We start from the raw sequence: 19,263 nt of genomic DNA, 5'->3' as shown, positions 1-19,263 counted from the left end.
TTTTTGGGATACAAGATAGTAGCTTATAACCGTTAGATAACCAATCTCCCTTAAAGCCTATAAAGTTTTTAGAGTCTTTCTTTCTTAAAGAAGGGAGTATTCTCTATGTCCAGAATATCGAAGCAGCAGTGTTCGAAGCGTACTACTGCGAAAAAATCAACAAAGAAAAAAACACGACTGATGACCCACTTAAAACATGACATCAGCACATATATACGAGTACTGTTTATAGTAACAATTTGCGTAGTTGTATACCTTATTACGCATGATTTGGGACTGGTTACGGCACTTTCACCGATTTTATTATCAGTTAATACAAATAAACAAAATAGACAGAAGTAACTATAAGATAAACAAGAGTGCAAACCACAATCCGGTAGATCCTCTTTTTGCCTGGTTCATGTGAAACATCAGGGATTCAGAAAAGGGAGAGCAAAGGAAGTGTTTCACGTGAAACAGTAGTGCCTCAAAGAACTGTCCAAAAGGGAGATGCATACTGCCCTGTTAGCCGGTGCTTCTGCACTGGCGCTATGCTAGAATAGGCGTTGTGAGGGGATCGGAGAGGAGAAGCGATACACTTCCTTGTGGGAAAGGATGAGATTATATGAAGAACTGGGTCTGTGCGACTTGCGGCGCACAATTTTCTGAGAGCGAGCAGCCTCCTGCTCATTGTCCGGTATGTGAAGATGATCGGCAGTATGTTGGCTATAACGGGCAGCAGTGGACCACGATTGAAGAGTTGCGGGCGAAAGGGCATCAAAATAAAATTGTTGAGCATGAGCCGGGCTTAATCGGCATCGGTATTACTCCCACCTTTGCTATCGGTCAACGCGCTCTGCTGGTGCAGACACCTCAGGGAAATGTGCTCTGGGATTGTATCCCGTTCATCGATGAGCAGACGGCTGAGTTTATTGAAACACATGGTGGTATCAAGGCTATTGCCATCTCGCATCCGCACTACTATACAGGCATGGTGGATATTGCAAAGCGCTTTCATGCAACGATCTATCTCCATGAGGCCGATAAGCACTGGATTATGCGTTCTGACCCATCGATTACGCTCTGGTCTGGGGACACCCTGAAGCTAATGGAGGGGATCACGCTACTTCGGCTTGGTGGTCATTTCGCCGGTGGAACGGTGCTGCACTGGGCACAGGGAGCCGAAGGGAAAGGGCTGTTGCTCAGTGGAGATATTATTCAGGTGGTTTCTGATCGGCGCTGGCTCACCTTTATGTATAGCTATCCCAATATGATTCCCCTGCCCGCCTCCGAGGTGGAGCGCATGAGCAAAGCGGTGGCCGCCTATCCATTTGAGCGGTTGTACGGTGCCTGGTTCGAGAAATATGTTGCAGCAGATGCCTATAATGCTGTACAGCGCTCGGCAGAACGCTATATCAAAGCCTTGCAGACTCCCTTGAGTCTCAGGCCGGAGGCGATCGAGGGAGCGCAACAATAACCGACAAAAAGAAGGCCGGTGTTTACTCACGCCGGCCTTCTTTTGTGAGGACGATACAGAGCATGATTTCAGGCGATTTCAAGTCTGGAGGCCAGCATACTATGCTGCTGCTTCCACAGTCTCCAGTACATTCCTTCCTGACGCAGTAGCTCTTGATGGGTTCCGCGTTCAACAATCTGGCCCTCCTGGAAGACCGCAATTGTGTCGGCCATATCCATGTCAATCAAGCGATGGGTAATCAACACGGTGGTGCGCCCTTTGCGGAGCTCGCGGATCGCCTGAAGTACCTTTCGTTCGGAGACCGGATCAAGGTTGACGGTGGGCTCATCCAGGAGCACAATGGGCGCATCCTTTAGGAAGGCCCGGGCAATGGCAAGGCGTTGCCGCTCGCCTCCACTGAAACGATAGCCCTGCTCACCGACACGGGTATCATAGCCCTCAGGAAGTCCACTGATAAAGTCATGAATCTGGGCCTGCTTCGCTGCGCGAATAAGCTCCTCTTCTGTGGCTTCAGGCCGTGCGAGAAGCAAATTCTCTCGAATGGTTGTGTTGAACAGGTAGGTCTCCTGAGAAACGACGCTGGTTATGCGAGTAATATCTTCCTGCCGAAAGCGGCGGAGATCGTAGCCGCCCAGGGTGATTGCTCCTTCCTGATACTCCCAGAAGCGCAGAAGCAAGCGCAACACGCTGGATTTTCCTGCCCCACTCACACCAACCAGAGCTACACAGGAACCATCAGGAATATCCAGATCAATGTGATGCAGGGCGGGCATATCTTCAGGAGTATATCGAAATGTAATGTCTTTCAGTTGAATATCATAACGCTGAGGCTCTGGCCCTGCTTGCTCTGGCTCTTTGATAGTTGCAGGAGTATCGGCAACCTCAAAGAGGCGTTTCGCGGCCTGAAGGTTGCTTCCCAGATCCTGCCATGCCGCAGGTAGCGGTTGAACTGCCTCAAAGCTGGCAATGGTCGCAAGCATGAGAGGCGCAAGCATAAAGCCGTTCAGTTGCCCGTTCAACACCATCGGGATCGCCAGCAGCAGGATCAGCACGCCTGTCACATTAATAAGCAGGTTTGTGATTGTCGCTTGGAGACCACGCATATGCGCCAGCCGCTTCTGTAGACTTATGAGCTGGTTATTCAGCTTCTGGATCTGGGCGAGCTGCCTTTCTTCCATGCCAAAGGCGACCAGATCGGCCATTCCTTGAATGCCATCCACCAGGTATGAGGATAATTGTGCTCGTATTTGGACAATCTGCTCGCCTGTATGACGGCTGAGTTTATGGGTCACAAAGGGGACCAGCAGACCAATAACCAGATAGAACGCGATGTAGGTCAGCGCGAAAATTCCGGCATAGGCTCCCAGGAAGAGAAAGACACCGATACCAATCAGAATCGCGATCAACGGAGGCGCGATCACCCGCGTATAGAAGTTTTGCAGCGTATCAATGTCCGAGACAACGCGCGAGAGTATATCGCCGCTGCTCTGCTTATTTTGCGAGAATGCTGCTGGTACAAGTGGCTCTATCGCCGCGTAGAACCAGACTCGCAGGTTGGTCAGCAGGCGCAGCGTTGCCTCATGCGTTGTCAGGCGTTCGGCGTAGCGAAACACTCCCCGAGCGATGCCGAAGAAGCGCACACCGACAATGGCAACGTTTAGCGCCGCTATCGATGGATGGAGCGCCGCCATTGAAATCAGAAAGTTCGATGTGCCCATCAGGCCAATGCCGCTGGCAACTGTCAGTGCGCCAAAGAAGATGGAGCCAAGCATCCACTTTCTGACGGGCATGATCAAAGCGAGCAGCCGTGCTGTTGTATGCTTCATAACGTTGCCTCCTCCTGGTTATAGGCGCTTACCAGTTGCCGATACAGCTCGGAGCGCTGTATCAATTCACTATGGGTTCCGCTGGCGGCTACCCGTCCTGCTTGCAGCACGACAATGCGATCTGCGGTATACACGGTATTGAGTCGGTGCGCTATCACCAGCACCATGCGCCCGCGTCGTAGCGTCTCGATTGCCTGTAAGATCTGAGCTTCAGTATCGGGATCAAGGGTTGACGTTGCCTCGTCAAGCAGCAGGAAAGGGGCATCTTTAAGAAAGGCTCGTGCCAGACTAAGACGTTGGGCCTGTCCGCCGCTCAGCCGTGCGCCGCGTTCGCCTGTGACCGTATCATATCCCTGGGGCAGTGATTGAATGAAGTCGTGTAAGTGCGCTTTTCGCGCGGCTTCAATGACCTCTTCCCGGGTTGCCTCTGGACGCCCGATACGAATATTATCTGCAATGCTCATATTGAACAGGTAGGGATGTTGTGGCACCCAGGCTACCAGTTGTCGCCAGTCTTTTGCCCGAAACAGGTGGATGGGTGCGCCATCAGCCAGAATTTCACCGCTATCTGGTTCCAGAAACCGTAGTAACAATTGAGCTAGCGTGCTCTTGCCTGCGCCACTGGGGCCGACCAGCGCCACGGTCTCGCCTGCGCGAATATCGAAAGAAACATGCTGCACGGCTGGTTGCCCTTCTTCCTCCTGTGCATAGCTATAGCTGAGGTTATGAAGCGAGAGCTGTGCTTGCAGCGTTGGTATCTGCGGCGCCGCTGGCGTGTGGTGCGCGGGAAGCGGTATTTCCAGAATATCGAAGAGGCGTTGTGCTGCTGCGGCGCTGTTCATACTGGCATGGAACTGGCTGTTCAATGAGCGCATGGGCAGGTAGAATTCCGGGGTGAGCAACAGAATGAAGAAAGCCTGTTCAAATGGCATCATCCCGTAGAGCAGTCGCAGACCAATCTCGACCGCGATGATGGCTGTACTGATGGTCGCGCCCAGTTCCATAACCAGCGATGAGACAAAGGCAATCCGTAAGACCTTCATGGTTGCTGTTTGGTAGCGCTCGCTGACAATCTTCACGCTTTCTCGCTGTTCCTTACTGCGTCCAAACAGTTTGAGCGTCGTCAGCCCTTGCAGCACATCGAGAAAGTGAGCGCTCATCAGGCTCATTTCGGACCAGCGCTTTTTGGTCAGCGCGTCCGCTGTTTTCCCGATCAGGATCATAAAGAAGGGGAGCAGCGGCAGGGTGACCAGCAGCACGATCCCGGAAAGCGTGTCGAAGAAGAAGACAACAACCAGCATCAGGCCAGTAATGATAACAGTTGTAATAACCTGAGGAATATACTGACTGAAGTAAGCGTCAATTGCTTCAATCCCTTCAGTCAGCGTGGTCGTCAATTCGCCACTGCGTTCACCACGGGTATAGGCTGGTCCTAGAGCCAGCACATGTTGAAAGACGTGTTCGCGGAGTCTGGCTTTGACTGTTCCAGCAACCGAATGCGCAACCGCTTCACTGACCCAGTGAAGCAGCGCCCGCCCGACGATAGCAACAAGCAAGAATGCCAGAGGCACCGCTACCTGAGCGAGTGCCTGTCTGGCAAGGAAGACATGGTTTATGATGCGGGTGGTGGTGAACGCCTGAAGAACGGTGAAAAGCCCTGCCAGCGTGCTGATTCCCAGAAGGATTGCAATGTATGCCCACAGATGAGGCACCTGACGTAACAGGCGAAAGTCTTTTTTCATGGTGCGTTACCACCTTTATAGTTTGCTAATAGTGGAGCGAGTGCCCTCCGACACGTTTGCGGAAGACCCAGTAGTTCCACGCCTGATAGAGGAGCACAAACGGAAGGGCGCTCAGACTGACCCAGCTAATAATTTGCAGTGTATATGAGCTCGATGACGCGTTGTAGATGGTCAGGTTCCAGGCCGGATTCAGGGTCGAAATCATCACGTTCGGGAACATGCCGCTCGCGATGACAACCGCTGTGAGGAGAATGGTCACACAGCTCATCGTAAACGCCCATCCCTCGCGCTTTGTCAGCAGCAGGAGCCCGGTCGAAAGAATTGCCAGGGCACTGATAACCAGGACGCCGACGCGGATAGCATCGAGGCGCTGGAACGCGTTACTGCTCAGGTAGCTACCGACGACAAACACTGCGGCCAGAACAACGGCGGGTAGCCAGAGCCGTCGAGCCGCGCGACGCGCTCGCTCCATGATCGGGGCCTCTGTCTTCAAGCTCAGGAAGATGGCTCCGTGGAGCGCGAACATAATTACAAAGGCGCAGCCGGTCAGCAGGGCAAAGGGCGAGAGTTGATCCCAGATGGTGCCCGTGTATTGCATCTTCTCATTAATCGGAGCGCCTGCAATAAAGTGCGCGATGGCAACACCCCAGAGGAAACTGGGAACGATACTTCCCACAAAGATCATGGCATCCCAGAAGCGACGCCATCGATTGGTCTCATGTTTGCTCCGAAACTCGAAGGCAACACCGCGCAGAATAAGCGCTACCAGAATCAGGAACAGCGCGATATAGAAGCCGCTGAAGAGCGTTGCGTACCAGTGCGGGAAGGCGGCAAACATCGCGCCGCCCGCTACGATCAGCCAGACCTCGTTCGCATCCCAGAAAGGACCAATCGAATTAATGACGACTCTGCGTTCTTCGTCCGTTTTGCCCAGGAATGGCAGAAGAATACCGACGCCATAGTCAAAGCCTTCCAGCATGAAGAAACCGGCAAACAGGACGGCGATCAGGATAAACCAGAGGATATGCAGATCCATAATAGTGCGTTCTCCTTCCTGTCTACCGCACACCAAGCAGATGGATCTCGTCGGGCTTCACAATGATCTCTTCCGTCTCGACTTGTTTGCGTGCAAACTTGATCATTATGAATCCATCGACAACTGCGAGTGCCGCGTACAGTAGAACATAGATGCTTAGCGTGAAAAGGATCATTCCTGCACTGACGGTTGTTGAGACGCCATGCGCGGTCTGCTCCACACCGTAAACCAGCCAGGGCTGACGACCCATTTCGGTCAGTATCCAGCCGCCAGCGTTTGCTACATAGGGGAGCACAATCGAACAGATAAGCAGGATCAGGAAGAACCGCTTCTGTGCAAGCTGCTTTTTCCAGAGCAAGAAGGCCGCGGCAAGTGAGAACAGGATCATGAGCACGCCCGCGCCGACCATGAAGCGGAAGCTCCAATAGGACACGTTGACCGGTGGAATGTAGTTACCAGGACCATAGGTATTCTCATATTGCGCTTGCAGGTCTTTAATGCCTTTGACTTCGCCTGTGAAGGTGTTGTTCAGCATGAACGAGAGGCCAAAGGGAATTTGAATATCAACAATGTTACGCTGATTCTTTTCATCGATAATAGAGAAGAGGGACAGGCCTGCCGGGTTCTCGGTTTCCCATAAACCTTCGGAGGCTGCGGTTTTCATCGGTTGAATATGGACCAGATACTGTCCCTGGAAATGACCGGCAAGGGTAACCACAATACTGCCGATCAGAGCCGCAATAATCCCGATTTTGGCCGAACGATGGAAGAAATCGGTTGCACCTCGCTTCTTAAGCAGGTGATATGCACTCACCGCTATGACAAAGAAGGCTCCGGTAACCAGCCCGCCGGCGATGATATGGGGAAGCCGTACCCAGAGTTGAGGGTTGGTAATCAGAGCCTGGAAGTCTGTCAGTTCGGCCCGCCCGTTCCGAATCGTATAACCGACCGGGTTCTGCATAAAGGAGTTTGCTACCAGAATCCAGAAGGTCGAGAGGTGCGTGCCTAAGACAACCATCCAGATCGTCGCAAGGTGTATCTTTTTCGGCAGATGCCCCCACCCGAACATCCAGAGACCGAGGAAGGTTGATTCAATAAAGAATGCAAGGATACCTTCAATCGCAAGCGGGGCACCAATAATATCACCGACAAAGCGGGAGTGCTCAGACCAGTTCATGCCGAACTGGAATTCCTGCACAATGCCGGTTACAACGCCCATCGCAAAGTTTATCAGAAAAAGCTTGCCCCAGAATTGGGCCATTCGCTTATAGGTGTCGTTGCCACTGCGCACATAGATTGTTTCCATTATGGCGATCATAAGGCCGAGCCCAAGCGTCAGCGGCACAAAGAGGTAATGGTAAACAATCGTTGTGCCGAATTGTAGTCGTGCCAGTGTGACTGGATCCATGTGTTCAATAACTCCTTGCCTACCTGTTCGTCCCATCCCAAGACGAACCTTTATCTGCGTTACAGTTTCTCTCTCGTCGCTTCTATAGTGCCATAGGAAGCTCTCTCTCGGCATCGGAGGAATTCCATATTTTAAGGCCACCTTTTCCTGATTTTTCTCATCCGGAAAGTACCTGACAATGTAGGGATACTCATACGGAAAACTCCTTAGTGTAATCAGTACACTTTAGAGAGACCGGAAAGCTCTACTGTGCTGGGGGGCGGAAAACACCTTAGGGGAATTCGCAAAAACTCTACTGTATCCCCTAAGGTGGTGCTGTAAGGATGGACTTTTCTGCATGGCAAAATAGGATTACTATAAACTGAATGGAAGAATAAATGAATGAAGAATAAGAAATGTATTGTTCAATGAAAGAGGTATCCTGTTTCAGAGAATTCTCGGATCAATGCTGGTGCAGACCTGAGAAGAGATGCGCAAGCACAAGGCTTCTCCCTGCGTATATTGCTATCGCGAGTGCAATAGAGCCGCCAGTTCTCGCTGAACGCTCTCTCGTTGAAAAAGAAAGGATATCTGCCGATAGCATGGAGTAGTTGCGTTTTTACCGGTGAAGCCCCTCATTTGATGAGCTTCCTCCCGGTAAGACAGATGGGTGGATGGGAAGAGCTTCTTCGTTCCTTTTGTTATAGTAAAGCGGTGCATCCGTTTCGTTCTCTTTATGAGAAACCAGACGCTTTTCAGATTCGTTCCTTGTATTGGTACTGAGGTCCTATAGTATTATGTCTTGCTTGAGCGAGGAAAACGTAAGTAGTACACTATCACATATGTCTAACAAGCAAACAACCTACGAATGGCATCCCTTGACGGCGTGGCGGGTGATGCTGGAACATGTTGAGGCTGAATCGCCATATAACGTGATCCATCGCGCTGCCTGGGCCAATGGACGAACGGCCATCTATGATGTCTTCACTCTCTGTCAGGGTGAAATGCCTTTAGTCCAGTTTGAGATTATGCGCATGATGTCTGTCTCTGATGATCGTAAGCCTGCGCCTCTACGGGTGCTCTTAAATAAAATTGGAGCGGAGATTAAAGTCAATCTGATCGAGCGTACGATCCGCCTGGCTGTTCCGGCGGCTGCTTCTCCTGGAGAAGAAACGCTCACAACACAGCGGGATGCCGTGCTCTCTGGTTCTGAGAGATAACAAAAAACAGAGTAGTAGAAGCGTTTTTTTAGTCGTTCTTATTCTGATTATCAAAGTGATTGAGAAATGATCCTTGCGAGGGAAGCAGATACGCTTCCCTCTTTTTTATCCCCTGCTGGCTTTGACGAATTCGAGAAAGAGCAGATAAAAAAATCTCCCCCAAAAACGCTTGACAAATTTCCAGGAATATGCGATATTATGTAAGCCTTCGATGGAGAGCTTGAGACAATAAATCAGTCAAAGGCCTCCGATTTCTGTAACTGTACCACGGTAATGTGGTTCTTCAAGGGACAGTAACATTTCCCCTGATTATTAAGAGTCGCGGGATATGTATGCCCATGACACAGTTATGGAAAAGGCAGAAGAACAAAGAAAACATCAGGTGGAGCTTCTGGCTTCGCCATCGCACATAGAAAATTGAATAGTGTATGCTTCAATTTTGCTGAGTATAAAATCAGACAGCAAAAGCGAAGTCGAGATTCTTTAGCAAACAGGTAGAGAACAAGCGCACAAGAGTACGAGGTGGATGCCCAGGTGCCAAACGCCGATGAAGGACGCGGAGACCGGCGAAACGTTCAGGGGGAGCTGCATCCAAGCGATGAGCCCTGAGAGTCCGAATGGGGCAACCCATCCAGAGTGATGTCTGGATACCCCTTGCTGAACCCATAGGCAAGGTGGAGGGCAGTGGGTGAACTGAAACATCTCAGTAACCCGACGAAAAGAAATCAACCGAGATTCCCGTAGTAGTGGCGAGCGAACCGGGAAGAGCCCAAACCATTCGTTCTTCGGAACGGGTGGGGTTGTAGGACCTGCACTCCCTTGCACAACTGCTACTCGAACAGGCTGGAACGCCTGACCGGAGCGGGTGAGAGTCCCGTAGAGAACGGCGGCGGTGCAAGCGCAGGGATCCTGAGTACCACGAGGCACGTGAAACCTTGTGGGAAGCTGGGGGGACCACCCTCCAAGGCTAAACACGTTTGGCAACCGATAGTGAACCAGTACCGTGAGGGAAAGGTGAAAAGCACCCCGAGAGGGGGATGAAAGAGACCCTGAAACCACGTACTCACAAGCTGTCAGAGGTCACTGTCCTCAAGGAGGACTAAGGACTGATGGCGTGCCTTTTGTAGAATGATCCGGCGAGTGGTTCGTTGTCGCAGGTTAACCTTCGGTAAAGAAGGGGAGCCAGAGGGAAACCGAGTCTGAAGAGGGCGCACAGGGTGGCAAGGAACCGACCCGAAACCGTGTGAGCTACCCATGAGCAGAGTGAAGCGAATGTGAAAGTTCGTCGAGGCTCGCACCCACCAGTGTTGCAAAACTGGGGGAGGACTTGTGGGTAGGGGTGAAATGCCAATCGAACACGGAGATAGCTGGTTCTCCCCGAAATGCATTGAGGTGCAGCCACAGGAAAAGACGCTCGTGGAGGTAGAGCCCTGAATGGGCTAGGGGCCAAGTGCTGGTTACCAAACCCAATCAAACTACGAATGCCACGAGTGGGTCCCTGTGAGTGAGACGGCGGGGGCTAAGCTTCGTCGTCAAAAGGGAAACAGCCCGGACCACCAGCTAAGGTCTCTAAAAGATGCTCAGTGTGAAAGGGAGTCAGTGCGCAATAACAGCCAGGATGTTGGCTTAGAAGCAGCCATCATTGAAAGAGTGCGTAATAGCTCACTGGTCGAGTGAACTGGCACCGACAACGTACCGAGGCTCAAGCATCGTACCGAAGCTGTGGATTGATCTCATGTGAGATCAATGGTAGGGGAGCGTTCTTGACCAGAGAAGCCAGACCGTGAGGACTGGTGGAGGGAAAAGAAGTGAGAATGCCGGAATGAGTAGCGTTATATCTGTGAGAACCAGATACACCGAATGCCTGAGGGTTCCTGGGCAACGTCAATCGTCCCAGGGTTAGTCGGGACCTAAGCCGAGGGCGTTAAGCCGTAGGCGATGGAGAGCAGGTAGGACAGTCCTGCACCAGAGCAGATCGTTTGAGTGAAGGGGGGACGCGGTCAGGAAGGTGAGCCCGTCGAATGGACAGGACGGGTGCCCTGTCTGAAGCGCGTGGACGAGGAAAATCCCGGCCACAGGGAGCGTGACAGCAGGGCCGAGCGCCCGAAGAGGGTGCGGAAGTCATCGGCCCCCATGCCGCCAAGAAAAGCCTCTAGCGAGATCGAGCTCTGCCCGTACCGCAAACCGACACAGGTAGGCAGGGAGACGTCTCTCCAGGTGATCGAGGGAGCCTCTGCTAAGGAACTCGGCAAAATGACCCCGTACCTTTGGAAGAAGGGGGGCCTGAGTAGCTTTCGTGCTGAGAGGCACGGGGGTGAGCAGGCTGCAAGAAATGGGCCCAACCGACTGTTTACCAAAAACACAGGTCTCTGCGAACGCGAAAGCGGAAGTATAGGGGCTGACTCCTGCCCAGTGCCGGAAGGTTACGAGGAGTGGTGAGCGTAGCCATGAATCTAAGCCCCGGTGAACGGCGGCCGTAACTATAACGGTCCTAAGGTAGCGAAATTCCTTGTCGGGTAAGTTCCGACCCGCACGAAAGGAGCAACGAGTTGGGCACTGTCTCGGCAGAGGACTCGGCGAAATTGAAGTACCCGTGAAGATGCGGGTTTCCCACGACAGGACAAAAAGACCCCGTGGAGCTTTACTACACCTTGGCCTGGAAACGAGGCAGGACGTGCGTAGGATAGGTGGGAGCCGGAGAACCCTTCCTTGTGGGGGAGGGGGAGGCAGCAGTGAAATACCACTCTCGTTGTGTTTTGTTTCTCACGCGTGAGCCAGAAGCTGGCATGCGGACAGGGTCAGGCGGGTAGTTTGACTGGGGCGGTCGCCTCCCAAAGGGTAACGGAGGCGTCCAAAGGTTCCCTCAGGGTGGATGGACATCACCCGAGCAGAGTGCAAAGGCAGAAGGGAGCTTGACTGCGAGGCAGACAGGCCGAGCAGGGACGAAAGTCGGGCTTAGTGATCCCACATTCCCGAGTGGAAGGAGTGTGGCTTAACGGATAAAAGCTACCCCGGGGATAACAGGCTGATCCTGCCCAAGAGTTCACATCGACGGCAGGGTTTGGCACCTCGATGTCGGCTCGTCGCATCCTGGGGCTGGAGTAGGTCCCAAGGGTTGGGCTGTTCGCCCATGAAAGCGGCACGCGAGCTGGGTTCAGAACGTCGCGAGACAGTTCGGTCTCTATCCGTCGTGGGCGCAGGAAGATTGAGGGGAGTCATCTTCAGTACGAGAGGACCGAGATGGCTTGACCGCTGGTGCGTCAGTTGGCCTGCCTGGGCCAGAGCTGAGTAGCTACGTCAAGAAAGGAGAAGCGCTGAAAGCATCTAAGCGCGAAGCCGACCCCAAGAAGAGTCTTCCCGCTCTCTCCGAGAGGAGGGAGCCAAGACCCCAGAAAGAAGATCTGGTAGATAGACCGTGCGTGGACGTCTGGTAACAGGCGAAGCGGAACGGGACTAATGGTCGAACGGCTTGTTTCACCTGCATGCTTTATGGATTTCGACTTCGCTGGCGCTGTTTGATGTGCTCGGCAAAATTGAGGCATACGCTTTTTCAATCGCTACTTCATACGTGAGAAGGTTTGCCGAATCGGCAAGCCTTTTTTTATTGTGTTTTTGCTGTACAAAGCCTATTCACTTGCTCGATTACACGCCGAAGCTTGTGGTTTATCGACAAGATACCGCTTTCGAGATATAATGAGCGGATAGAGCGCACCCTATAGTCTGTAAAGAAGTGTGGAGAATCTTGCTTTGAGCAATTATCATAGTCATTCAGGAATGGGTAGTAGCTCAACTGGAGGGAATGGCTACAATCCGCGGCGGGAGCGCGCAACGCATCCGACCGGACAACTGACAGGAGGTTCTGAGCGTTTCAGCTATTCTTCGTCACCCTTTGATTTTGAAGAGATGCTGGAATCACTTCGTGAGCTGTTTGAGCATGATCGCCAGGTTGCCAGCCAGCCGGATTCAAGCCGTTGTGGCATCTGTTACCTGTACTTTCCTCTCAGTGAGCTGCACTACCGTGATGAGGGTTTCTATGTCTGTCCGGAGTGTGAGCAGGCATTAGGGAAACAGAGCGTGCAAATTTTGCGGAAACAACAGAAATTGTAGGCCGGGCCTTTGAGCAGGCATGAAATAAAAAGAAGAGCCTGTTACCTGTGCGGAACAAGCTCTTTTTCGTTTTCTTCTATTCAAGCACGGGCGCTTCCTCGGCGGCTTCTTCCAGATCCTCGGGCTTGACCTCGTATAGGTCGTCCGGACTGTCCAGTCGATCAATAAAGAGGATGCCATCCAGGTGGTCGATCTCGTGCTGCAAGATACGAGCAAACCAGCCCTCGGCCTGAACCTTGACCGGCTTGCCGTGAACGTCCTGGGCCTTCACTGTGATTTTTGTGGCCCGGCGAATGTTCTCACCAAGATATCCCGGGATGCTCAGACAGCCTTCGCTTCCACGTGCTTCGCCTTCGGCTTTGATGATTTCAGGATTGAAGAGCGCGGTCTTGTAATGCTTTCCAGCCTCTTCATCTTCATACTCGGCGACCAGCACGCGGATCGATTGGGCAATCTGGGGACCGGCCAGACCAACGCCATTATTTGCGTGCATAGTCTCGAACATGTCGTTGACGAGCTTTTGAAGGGAAGGATCAAAGCGACGTACCTTTTTCGCTTTTTGCCGCAGAATCGGATTTTCTATGGTAATGATTTTACGAATAGCCATTGTAAATGCAACCCTCGTCGTTTTGCGATACTATCTCTCTTGTGAGTCCTCTACTCTGCCTCTATAATTAATCTATATCGTATCATACAGGAATGCCAGGCGCAATTTACTATGAAGTTTGAACAAGACACCGCCCCGATTGTTGAGGCGGTGAAAACATATATTCTTGAACACCAGCTCCTGCCAGAGCAAGGGACAGTGGTTGTTGCTGTCTCCGGGGGAACAGATTCGGTGTGTTTGCTCCATATCCTGTCGCGCCTTTGTGGACCGGGAAGAGCTTTCGCCGCAGTGCGCCTGCATGTGGCTCACCTGAATCACCAGTTGCGTGGCTCGGCCAGCGAGCGAGATGCGGCGGTTGTGGCTCAGTTGGCGGCCTCTCTGGAACTGCCTTTCACTCTGGGTAGCGAGGATGTACAGGCACTGGCGCGACGTGAGCGGCGCTCTCTTGAAGATGCCGCCAGAGCTGCCCGCTATCGCTTCCTCCGCTCCGTGGTTCCCGGGAGCCGCATCGCGGTCGCGCATCACCTGGACGATCAGGTTGAAACGCTGCTGCTTCACTGGTTACGAGGTGGTGGAATTACTGCCATGCTTGGCTTGCAGCCTGTGCAGCACGATATTATTCGTCCCTTGCTCACGCTTGATCGTGCGACGACGCTTGCCTATTGTGCACAGCATCAATTGGACACGGTCGAAGATGAAAGCAACAGCGATATTCGTTTCCTCAGGAATCGTATTCGGCACGAGTTGCTTCCTCTGTTAGAGTCTATCAATCCCGGCTTTCGAGCGACGCTGCTGCGTACCTCAGAGGTGATGCAGGTCGATGCTGCCTGGATTGATGCACAGATCAATGCATGCTGGGATTCGGTGGTTCTTTCCAGTTCTGCGGACGAGATCCAGCTTCGGCGTGCTGCCCTGCTGGCCTTGCCTCTGTCCCTTCAGCGACATCTGTTGCGCCGCGTGACCGCACGTTTGTGTGGCGGACAGTCGCCGCTGGAATTACGCCATTACAAGCTGATCGAACAGTTGCTTGCGCAGGAAACCGGTGAAGAGCACTCATTCCATTTACCGGAGCGGATACGCCTGATGCGCAATGGTGAATTGGTGCGCTTTTTCCTGGTACCAGTTCTACAAACAGGCGTCGAGGTGGAACCCCTCCCGGTGGCTCTCTCTGTGCCCGGTACGCGGTTGCTGTCCGGTATGCACTGGAAAGCGAGTGCCGAACTGGTGCCAGTGGAGCTTACTGAGCTGGTCCGGGATGCGGTGCGCCGGAAGGATTGGTCAACAGTCTGGCGGCTGCTACCCTCCGATCGGTATACTGTCTATATTGATGGAGCCTGCGCCCGGGATGGTTTATGGATACGCAGGCGGCAACCGGGTGATCGGATGCAGCCTTTGGGAATGAACCATGAGAAGAAGGTACAGGATATTCTGGTTGATCGACATATTCCACGATTTGAGCGCGATTCTATTCCGCTCTTTTTCAATCAGTCACATTGTGTCTGGCTGGCGGGAATTGGCATTGACCATCGTGCCCGTTTGACGGCGGAGACGCGACAGATTGTTCGTTTGTCTCTGGTTTATTTTGATTCAACTCAACAAATGCCTGTGCTGTCCGAGAATAGAAAATAAAGAATGCCGGAAGAGAGGTTTTCATGCACGAAGATATCGCAGAAGTTTTATTCACTGAAAAGCAAATCCAGGAGCGGATTCAGGAGTTGGGGCGGCAAATTACCGAGGATTACCGCGGCAAAAACGTCCTGTTACTTGGTACCCTGAAAGGGGCAGTCCCCTTCATTGCCGATCTGGCCCGCGCGATTGAGCTGCCTCTGGAGATCGATTATATGGCTATTTCGAGTTATGGCAATAGCACCCAGTCCAGCGGCATTGTGCGTATTGTCAAAGATCTCGAAGGGCCCATTGATAATAAACATGTCCTGATTATCGAAGATATCATCGATAGCGGTTTAACGCTGGCATACCTTGTGGACATGCTGAAACGCCGCAATCCGCTGAGCCTGCGTATCTGTGCACTGCTCGATAAGGAGCGGCCCCGGGCCAAGACAGTTCCTGTTGACTATCTCGGCTTCTCGATACCAGATAAGTTTGTTGTTGGCTATGGGCTGGATTACGCACAGTACTATCGCAACCTTCCCTATATCGGGATCCTGAAACCCTCCGTCTATGGCGGAACCGAAGAGCCAGAGAAAGAGCATAGCAGTCCAGCCGAGAAGCGATAACGTGTAAAAGAGCTTTCCTCTATCATTGTCGTGTTTCATCTCCCCGAAAAGGTGCGATGCTTTCCTTTCTGGCACCTTTTTCACGACAATGATGGGGGAAAAATAGGTAAGCTGTACCCTTTCGATACGAGAAAGCTTGCTGTTTCGTAGTAAGGATGTGTATAGTTATATCTACAGGTCGGAAGGAATACACTGGAACACACAAAGTGATTGTATGAACATATCCCGATGTGGGAGCTGCGAGAGGCAGCTACACGGGGAAGCGAGAAACATTTTCGCAAAAGGGTGCCTCGTCTTTTCTGCTACAATTGGTTCTCCACCATTCTCAGTAGCTGTGCTCTGACTTTAATATCGCAAGGAGGCAGGTTTCATGCATGTTTCTAAAGGGCAAATGGAGGCCCGGGCACGTTGGGGGACGCAGGATTCAGGAGCCGATTTCGATCGAAAGAAAACGCCTTATCTCAGCGATGAGGCCCGAGCATTTATTTCACGGCAATCATTCTGCGTTGTCTCTGGCCCCGGCATGCAATGGGAGCCGCGTAGTATGATTATTGCGGGGAATAGAGGTTTCATTCTCACCCCTGATGCTCATACCTGTGTCCTGAAAATCCCTTTTATGCACGAGCGCTACCGCTCGGCACACCTATTGTATGGTATTCTTCATCAACTGTTAGCAGGTCAACCCGTCAAGCTCAGCTATTGCTTTGTGCAGCACGCCACTCGCGAGCGGTTGTGCGTTCAGGGAGAGGCCGAGGTGATGCTTGGTGAGGAAAGCGATTCCTTCTGGCTTTTGCTGCATGTAACTCAAGCCTTTTTTCATTGTTCTCGCTATGTACGCAGTTCGGTTGCCGGTCTGACTGCTTCCGCCGAGATCTCAACCGGTGAAGCCGCACTGGCAGAAGCAGTGAAACGAGCGGGTGATACGTACCTCTCTCCTCTGGTACGTGCCTATCTGGCGCAGCGTCATATTTGTTTTCTCTGTTCCGTCGATGAGCAGAGACAATACGCGCTCAATCACCGTGGGGGCTCAAAAGGTTTTCTTGTGACGTTGCCGCCGAATCAGGCAAGTCCACGCGGGACCATTTTACTTCCTGACTATCGAGGGAATGGAGCTTTTGAGGCTATAGGGAATATTCTCGAAACGGGAAAAGCGGCACTACTTGTACCGGATTATGTCTCTCAGATGGCTGTTTGTATTGTCGGGCAGGCGCAGGTGTTTGATCGTGCGGATGTTCCGCCTGATCGTTTGCACCACTTCCCTGCTGCTGAACGGATTGTTGCCCTGACCGTGACTGATGTCGAGATTCAGAAAGAGCTCCGGTTTAATCAGGATCGGAAAAAGCAGCATCTGGTGTTTACCAGCGCGAATACAAACACAACCGCCCCTTCGTACTTCGTTTCGTCTCATACATACGACAGTTGAGCTTTGGTGAGGTGACAGGGCTCTTTTGCCGTCGAGAGCGAACGTACGGTTGAAAGGTTGTAGTAACGGCTTCTCTGGCGGTTTTATCGAGAGATTGATAAAAAGAAGGAATGGAAGCAAGGAAAATAGTATATGCATGGATTAGTTGTCTACACGTGGGAAAAATACTTACGCGAGCGCTATGGCGAGCAGTTTCTGTCATGGTATCGCGATAGTATGGGTCAACCACAGGATAACCAGCCCTTGATTGAACACATTTACCTCGATGAAGAGGTCGTACGGGGCGTCATGCTGGCTTCTCAGGCGCAAGGGGTGTCAGTCGATCAGCTATTACGGGAATATGGGCGTTATTTTATCACCAATATTACCACCAACCATCGTTGTGCTTATCTGCTGGATTCTGTGACCAGCGGGCGTGATCTGCTGTTGAAAATGGGCGAGGCTCATGCGCAGATGCATCGCGCATCGGAAATGGTAACGCCGCCGCTTTTCCGCTACGAAAAGGCTCCTGATGATCCCTTAGCCTTTTTCTTGATCTATCAAAATGGCCGTACCTTGTGTTCGCTGCTCTATGGAGCAATCGAGGGAGCGGCTGAACGCTATGGGGAGACGGTTCAGATTGAAGAATTGGCATGTATGAAGCAGGGAGCCGAGGCATGTGTGTTGAAGGTTCGCTTCTTTCCCGGCAAAAGATCGGGTCTCCAGGATCCTGAAGCAAACCGTAAACGGAAGCGACAGCGAGAACTGGCGGAAATGGTGTTGCAGGTGCTCCCAGAGGATCCACAGCAGGCCTTGATGTTGTATGACCTGCTTGCAATCATGCGACGGGGACAACATGAGCTGCTTCAGGCGTCTACCCTGCGCCCGAGCGCGTTATTGATCGCACTACAGCAGCTACAGGCGGCGGGTCTGGTTGCCAGCACCGGGCTCAATTCCAATGAGCCGCTTGACCGTCGGCGCTACTGGCGCGTGCCTGCGGCTCCGCATCTCCGCTAGCATATCAGGAACCGGGAGGTAGCCTCCCGGTTGCCTTCCTTTCTCCTATTACCTGTCTTCCTCTTTGACGGCTATTCCTCGCTCTTCTGCTATGCTACAATGAACCAGAAAAACATTGTCCTTCTTGCAAAAGCATTATTCTGAATTGTCAGGAGAACATTTCATGGTAGCTATCGGTGTGATCGGTTGCGGTGCCTGGGGAACAACGCTGGCGCGTCTTCTGGCGAAGAAAGGGCTTGCTACGACCCTCTGGGAGCATCGGCCCGAGCGGGCAAGCGTGATGCAGCAGAGACGAGAGAATACACTTTTCCTGCCCGGTTTTCCTTTCCCCGACACACTTCAAGTAACGTCCAATATCGCTGAGGCAGTCTCTCAGAAAGATCTCGTGCTCCTGGTCACTCCCTCACAGCGCATGCGTGAAAATCTGCGCCTGCTCAAGCCCTATCTTGAGGCGCAGACGCTCCTCCTGAGCGCCAGTAAAGGAATTGAAATAGGCACATTGAAGCGTATGACAGAGGTGGTAGCGGAGGAGATTCCGGACGCGGCCCAACGGCTTGCGGCCCTCAGCGGCCCCAATCTCTCCCAGGAGGTGGCGCAGGAGAAACCGACAGCCGCTGTTGTCGCTGCGGTCGAGCCCGCTGTTGCGATTACCTGCCGTGATCTGCTGTCGACAGCTTATTTTCGGGTTTATTCCTCGGATGATGTGGTCGGTGTTGAGCTTGGGGGCGCATTGAAAAATATCATTGCGATTGGTGCAGGGATGAACGATGGTCTGGGGTATGGCGAGAACGCGAAGGCAACCTTTATCACACGTGGGCTGGCCGAAATCGCGCGTCTGGGGATCGCTGCTGGAGCCAATCCCCTGACGTTTTCTGGTCTGGCCGGGATCGGTGATCTGATCGCAACCTGCGCCAGCCCTTTGAGCCGCAATCAGCAGCTTGGGCGGCGGCTCGCTGCGGGAGAGCGCCTTGCTGATATTCTGCAATCTACTCATTCTGTCGCGGAAGGCGTCACTACGACGAAGGCGGCGCTTCAGCTTGCAAAGCGCTATCACGTGGAGTTACCTATTACCGAACAACTCAGTCATGTCCTGTTTGACAATCAGGACCCTCATCAGGCGGTTGCTGAACTGATGCTGCGCGATCCAAAGGGAGAACTGGAGGGCATCATCTAATCTTTTCCTCTGATATATGGAGGCATATGCTGAAATGCTGTGCCTCCCGAAA

At 52.5% G+C, this 19,263-nt stretch carries 13 protein-coding genes and 1 rRNA gene; 9 read left to right on the top strand and 5 right to left on the bottom strand.

What is annotated here, in order from left to right:
- Positions 1-604 precede the first annotated feature (604 nt).
- Positions 605-1,456, top strand: a complete 852-nt coding sequence (locus tag KTH_RS22695) for an MBL fold metallo-hydrolase (protein WP_497621191.1) — start codon at positions 605-607, stop codon at positions 1,454-1,456.
- 68 nt (positions 1,457-1,524) lie between these two features.
- Here the strand turns inward: KTH_RS22695 and cydC are convergent, their stop codons facing one another.
- Genes cydC through KTH_RS22675 form a run of 4 tightly spaced genes read right to left on the bottom strand, consistent with a single transcriptional unit; the run spans position 1,525 to position 7,468 of the window.
- Positions 1,525-3,282: a thiol reductant ABC exporter subunit CydC gene (gene cydC / locus KTH_RS22690; protein WP_497621189.1), complete on the bottom strand. Its 1,758-nt coding sequence runs from the start codon at positions 3,280-3,282 to the stop codon at positions 1,525-1,527.
- Positions 3,279-5,024: a thiol reductant ABC exporter subunit CydD gene (gene cydD, locus KTH_RS22685; protein ID WP_111325545.1), complete on the bottom strand. Its 1,746-nt coding sequence runs from the start codon at positions 5,022-5,024 to the stop codon at positions 3,279-3,281. Before cydD ends, cydC begins: the two co-directional genes overlap by 4 nt.
- Positions 5,025-5,049: 25 nt before the next feature.
- Positions 5,050-6,060 (bottom strand): cytochrome d ubiquinol oxidase subunit II, encoded by a 1,011-nt coding sequence (gene cydB, locus KTH_RS22680; protein WP_111325546.1) that lies wholly within the window; start codon positions 6,058-6,060, stop codon positions 5,050-5,052.
- 22 nt (positions 6,061-6,082) lie between these two features.
- Positions 6,083-7,468 (bottom strand): cytochrome ubiquinol oxidase subunit I, encoded by a 1,386-nt coding sequence (locus tag KTH_RS22675; protein WP_111325547.1) that lies wholly within the window; start codon positions 7,466-7,468, stop codon positions 6,083-6,085.
- Positions 7,469-8,289: 821 nt separating this feature from the next.
- Between KTH_RS22675 and KTH_RS22670 the strand changes: the two genes are divergently transcribed.
- The 3 genes from KTH_RS22670 (at position 8,290) to KTH_RS22660 (ending at position 12,774) form a co-directional block, all read left to right on the top strand.
- Complete coding sequence (locus KTH_RS22670) at positions 8,290-8,667, top strand: hypothetical protein (RefSeq protein ID WP_111325548.1); 378 nt, start codon at positions 8,290-8,292, stop codon at positions 8,665-8,667.
- Between the two features lie 499 nt (positions 8,668-9,166).
- Positions 9,167-12,144 (top strand): 23S ribosomal RNA (locus KTH_RS22665).
- 270 nt (positions 12,145-12,414) lie between these two features.
- A complete protein-coding gene (locus KTH_RS22660; RefSeq protein ID WP_137686143.1) occupies positions 12,415-12,774 on the top strand; it encodes a hypothetical protein in 360 nt (119 codons plus the stop codon).
- A 76-nt stretch (positions 12,775-12,850) separates the two neighbouring features.
- Here the strand turns inward: KTH_RS22660 and def are convergent, their stop codons facing one another.
- The gene (gene def, locus KTH_RS22655) at positions 12,851-13,381 is read right to left on the bottom strand and encodes a peptide deformylase (protein WP_111325348.1); all 531 of its coding nucleotides are present in this window, start codon (positions 13,379-13,381) and stop codon (positions 12,851-12,853) included.
- A gap of 111 nt (positions 13,382-13,492) precedes the next feature.
- Here def and tilS point away from each other — a divergent pair, with 111 nt between their 5' ends.
- From tilS to KTH_RS22630, 5 genes are all read left to right on the top strand, one after another.
- Positions 13,493-15,010: a tRNA lysidine(34) synthetase TilS gene (gene tilS, locus KTH_RS22650; protein WP_111325347.1), complete on the top strand. Its 1,518-nt coding sequence runs from the start codon at positions 13,493-13,495 to the stop codon at positions 15,008-15,010.
- A 23-nt stretch (positions 15,011-15,033) separates the two neighbouring features.
- Entirely contained in the window at positions 15,034-15,618 is a 585-nt protein-coding gene (gene hpt, locus KTH_RS22645; protein WP_111325346.1) for a hypoxanthine phosphoribosyltransferase, read from the top strand.
- 370 nt (positions 15,619-15,988) lie between these two features.
- On the top strand, positions 15,989-17,041 hold the full coding sequence (locus KTH_RS22640) for a pyridoxamine 5'-phosphate oxidase family protein (protein ID WP_111325345.1): 1,053 nt from the start codon (positions 15,989-15,991) through the stop codon (positions 17,039-17,041).
- A gap of 132 nt (positions 17,042-17,173) precedes the next feature.
- Complete coding sequence (locus KTH_RS22635; protein ID WP_111325344.1) at positions 17,174-18,037, top strand: heme NO-binding domain-containing protein; 864 nt, start codon at positions 17,174-17,176, stop codon at positions 18,035-18,037.
- Positions 18,038-18,200: 163 nt separating this feature from the next.
- Positions 18,201-19,211, top strand: a complete 1,011-nt coding sequence (locus tag KTH_RS22630) for an NAD(P)H-dependent glycerol-3-phosphate dehydrogenase (protein WP_111325343.1) — start codon at positions 18,201-18,203, stop codon at positions 19,209-19,211.
- Positions 19,212-19,263: the final 52 nt, after the last annotated feature.

The sequence above is a fragment of the Thermosporothrix sp. COM3 genome, from assembly GCF_059696735.1.
The sequence above is the reverse complement of the archived record's forward strand: the minus strand, read 5'-3'. Positions and strand labels throughout refer to the sequence as shown.

Bases quoted from the DNA above. Each gene is read 5' to 3' on its own strand.
- KTH_RS22695 (WP_497621191.1), top strand. From the start codon at position 605: ATGAAGAACTGGGTCTGTGCGACTTGCGGCGCACAATTTTCTGAGAGC.
- cydC (WP_497621189.1), bottom strand. From the start codon at position 3,282: ATGAAGCATACAACAGCACGGCTGCTCGCTTTGATCATGCCCGTCAGA.
- cydD (WP_111325545.1), bottom strand. From the start codon at position 5,024: ATGAAAAAAGACTTTCGCCTGTTACGTCAGGTGCCTCATCTGTGGGCA.
- cydB (WP_111325546.1), bottom strand. From the start codon at position 6,060: ATGGATCTGCATATCCTCTGGTTTATCCTGATCGCCGTCCTGTTTGCC.
- KTH_RS22675 (WP_111325547.1), bottom strand. From the start codon at position 7,468: ATGGATCCAGTCACACTGGCACGACTACAATTCGGCACAACGATTGTT.
- KTH_RS22670 (WP_111325548.1), top strand. From the start codon at position 8,290: ATGTCTAACAAGCAAACAACCTACGAATGGCATCCCTTGACGGCGTGG.
- def (WP_111325348.1), bottom strand. From the start codon at position 13,381: ATGGCTATTCGTAAAATCATTACCATAGAAAATCCGATTCTGCGGCAA.
- tilS (WP_111325347.1), top strand. From the start codon at position 13,493: ATGAAGTTTGAACAAGACACCGCCCCGATTGTTGAGGCGGTGAAAACA.
- hpt (WP_111325346.1), top strand. From the start codon at position 15,034: ATGCACGAAGATATCGCAGAAGTTTTATTCACTGAAAAGCAAATCCAG.
- KTH_RS22640 (WP_111325345.1), top strand. From the start codon at position 15,989: ATGCATGTTTCTAAAGGGCAAATGGAGGCCCGGGCACGTTGGGGGACG.
- KTH_RS22635 (WP_111325344.1), top strand. From the start codon at position 17,174: ATGCATGGATTAGTTGTCTACACGTGGGAAAAATACTTACGCGAGCGC.
- KTH_RS22630 (WP_111325343.1), top strand. From the start codon at position 18,201: ATGGTAGCTATCGGTGTGATCGGTTGCGGTGCCTGGGGAACAACGCTG.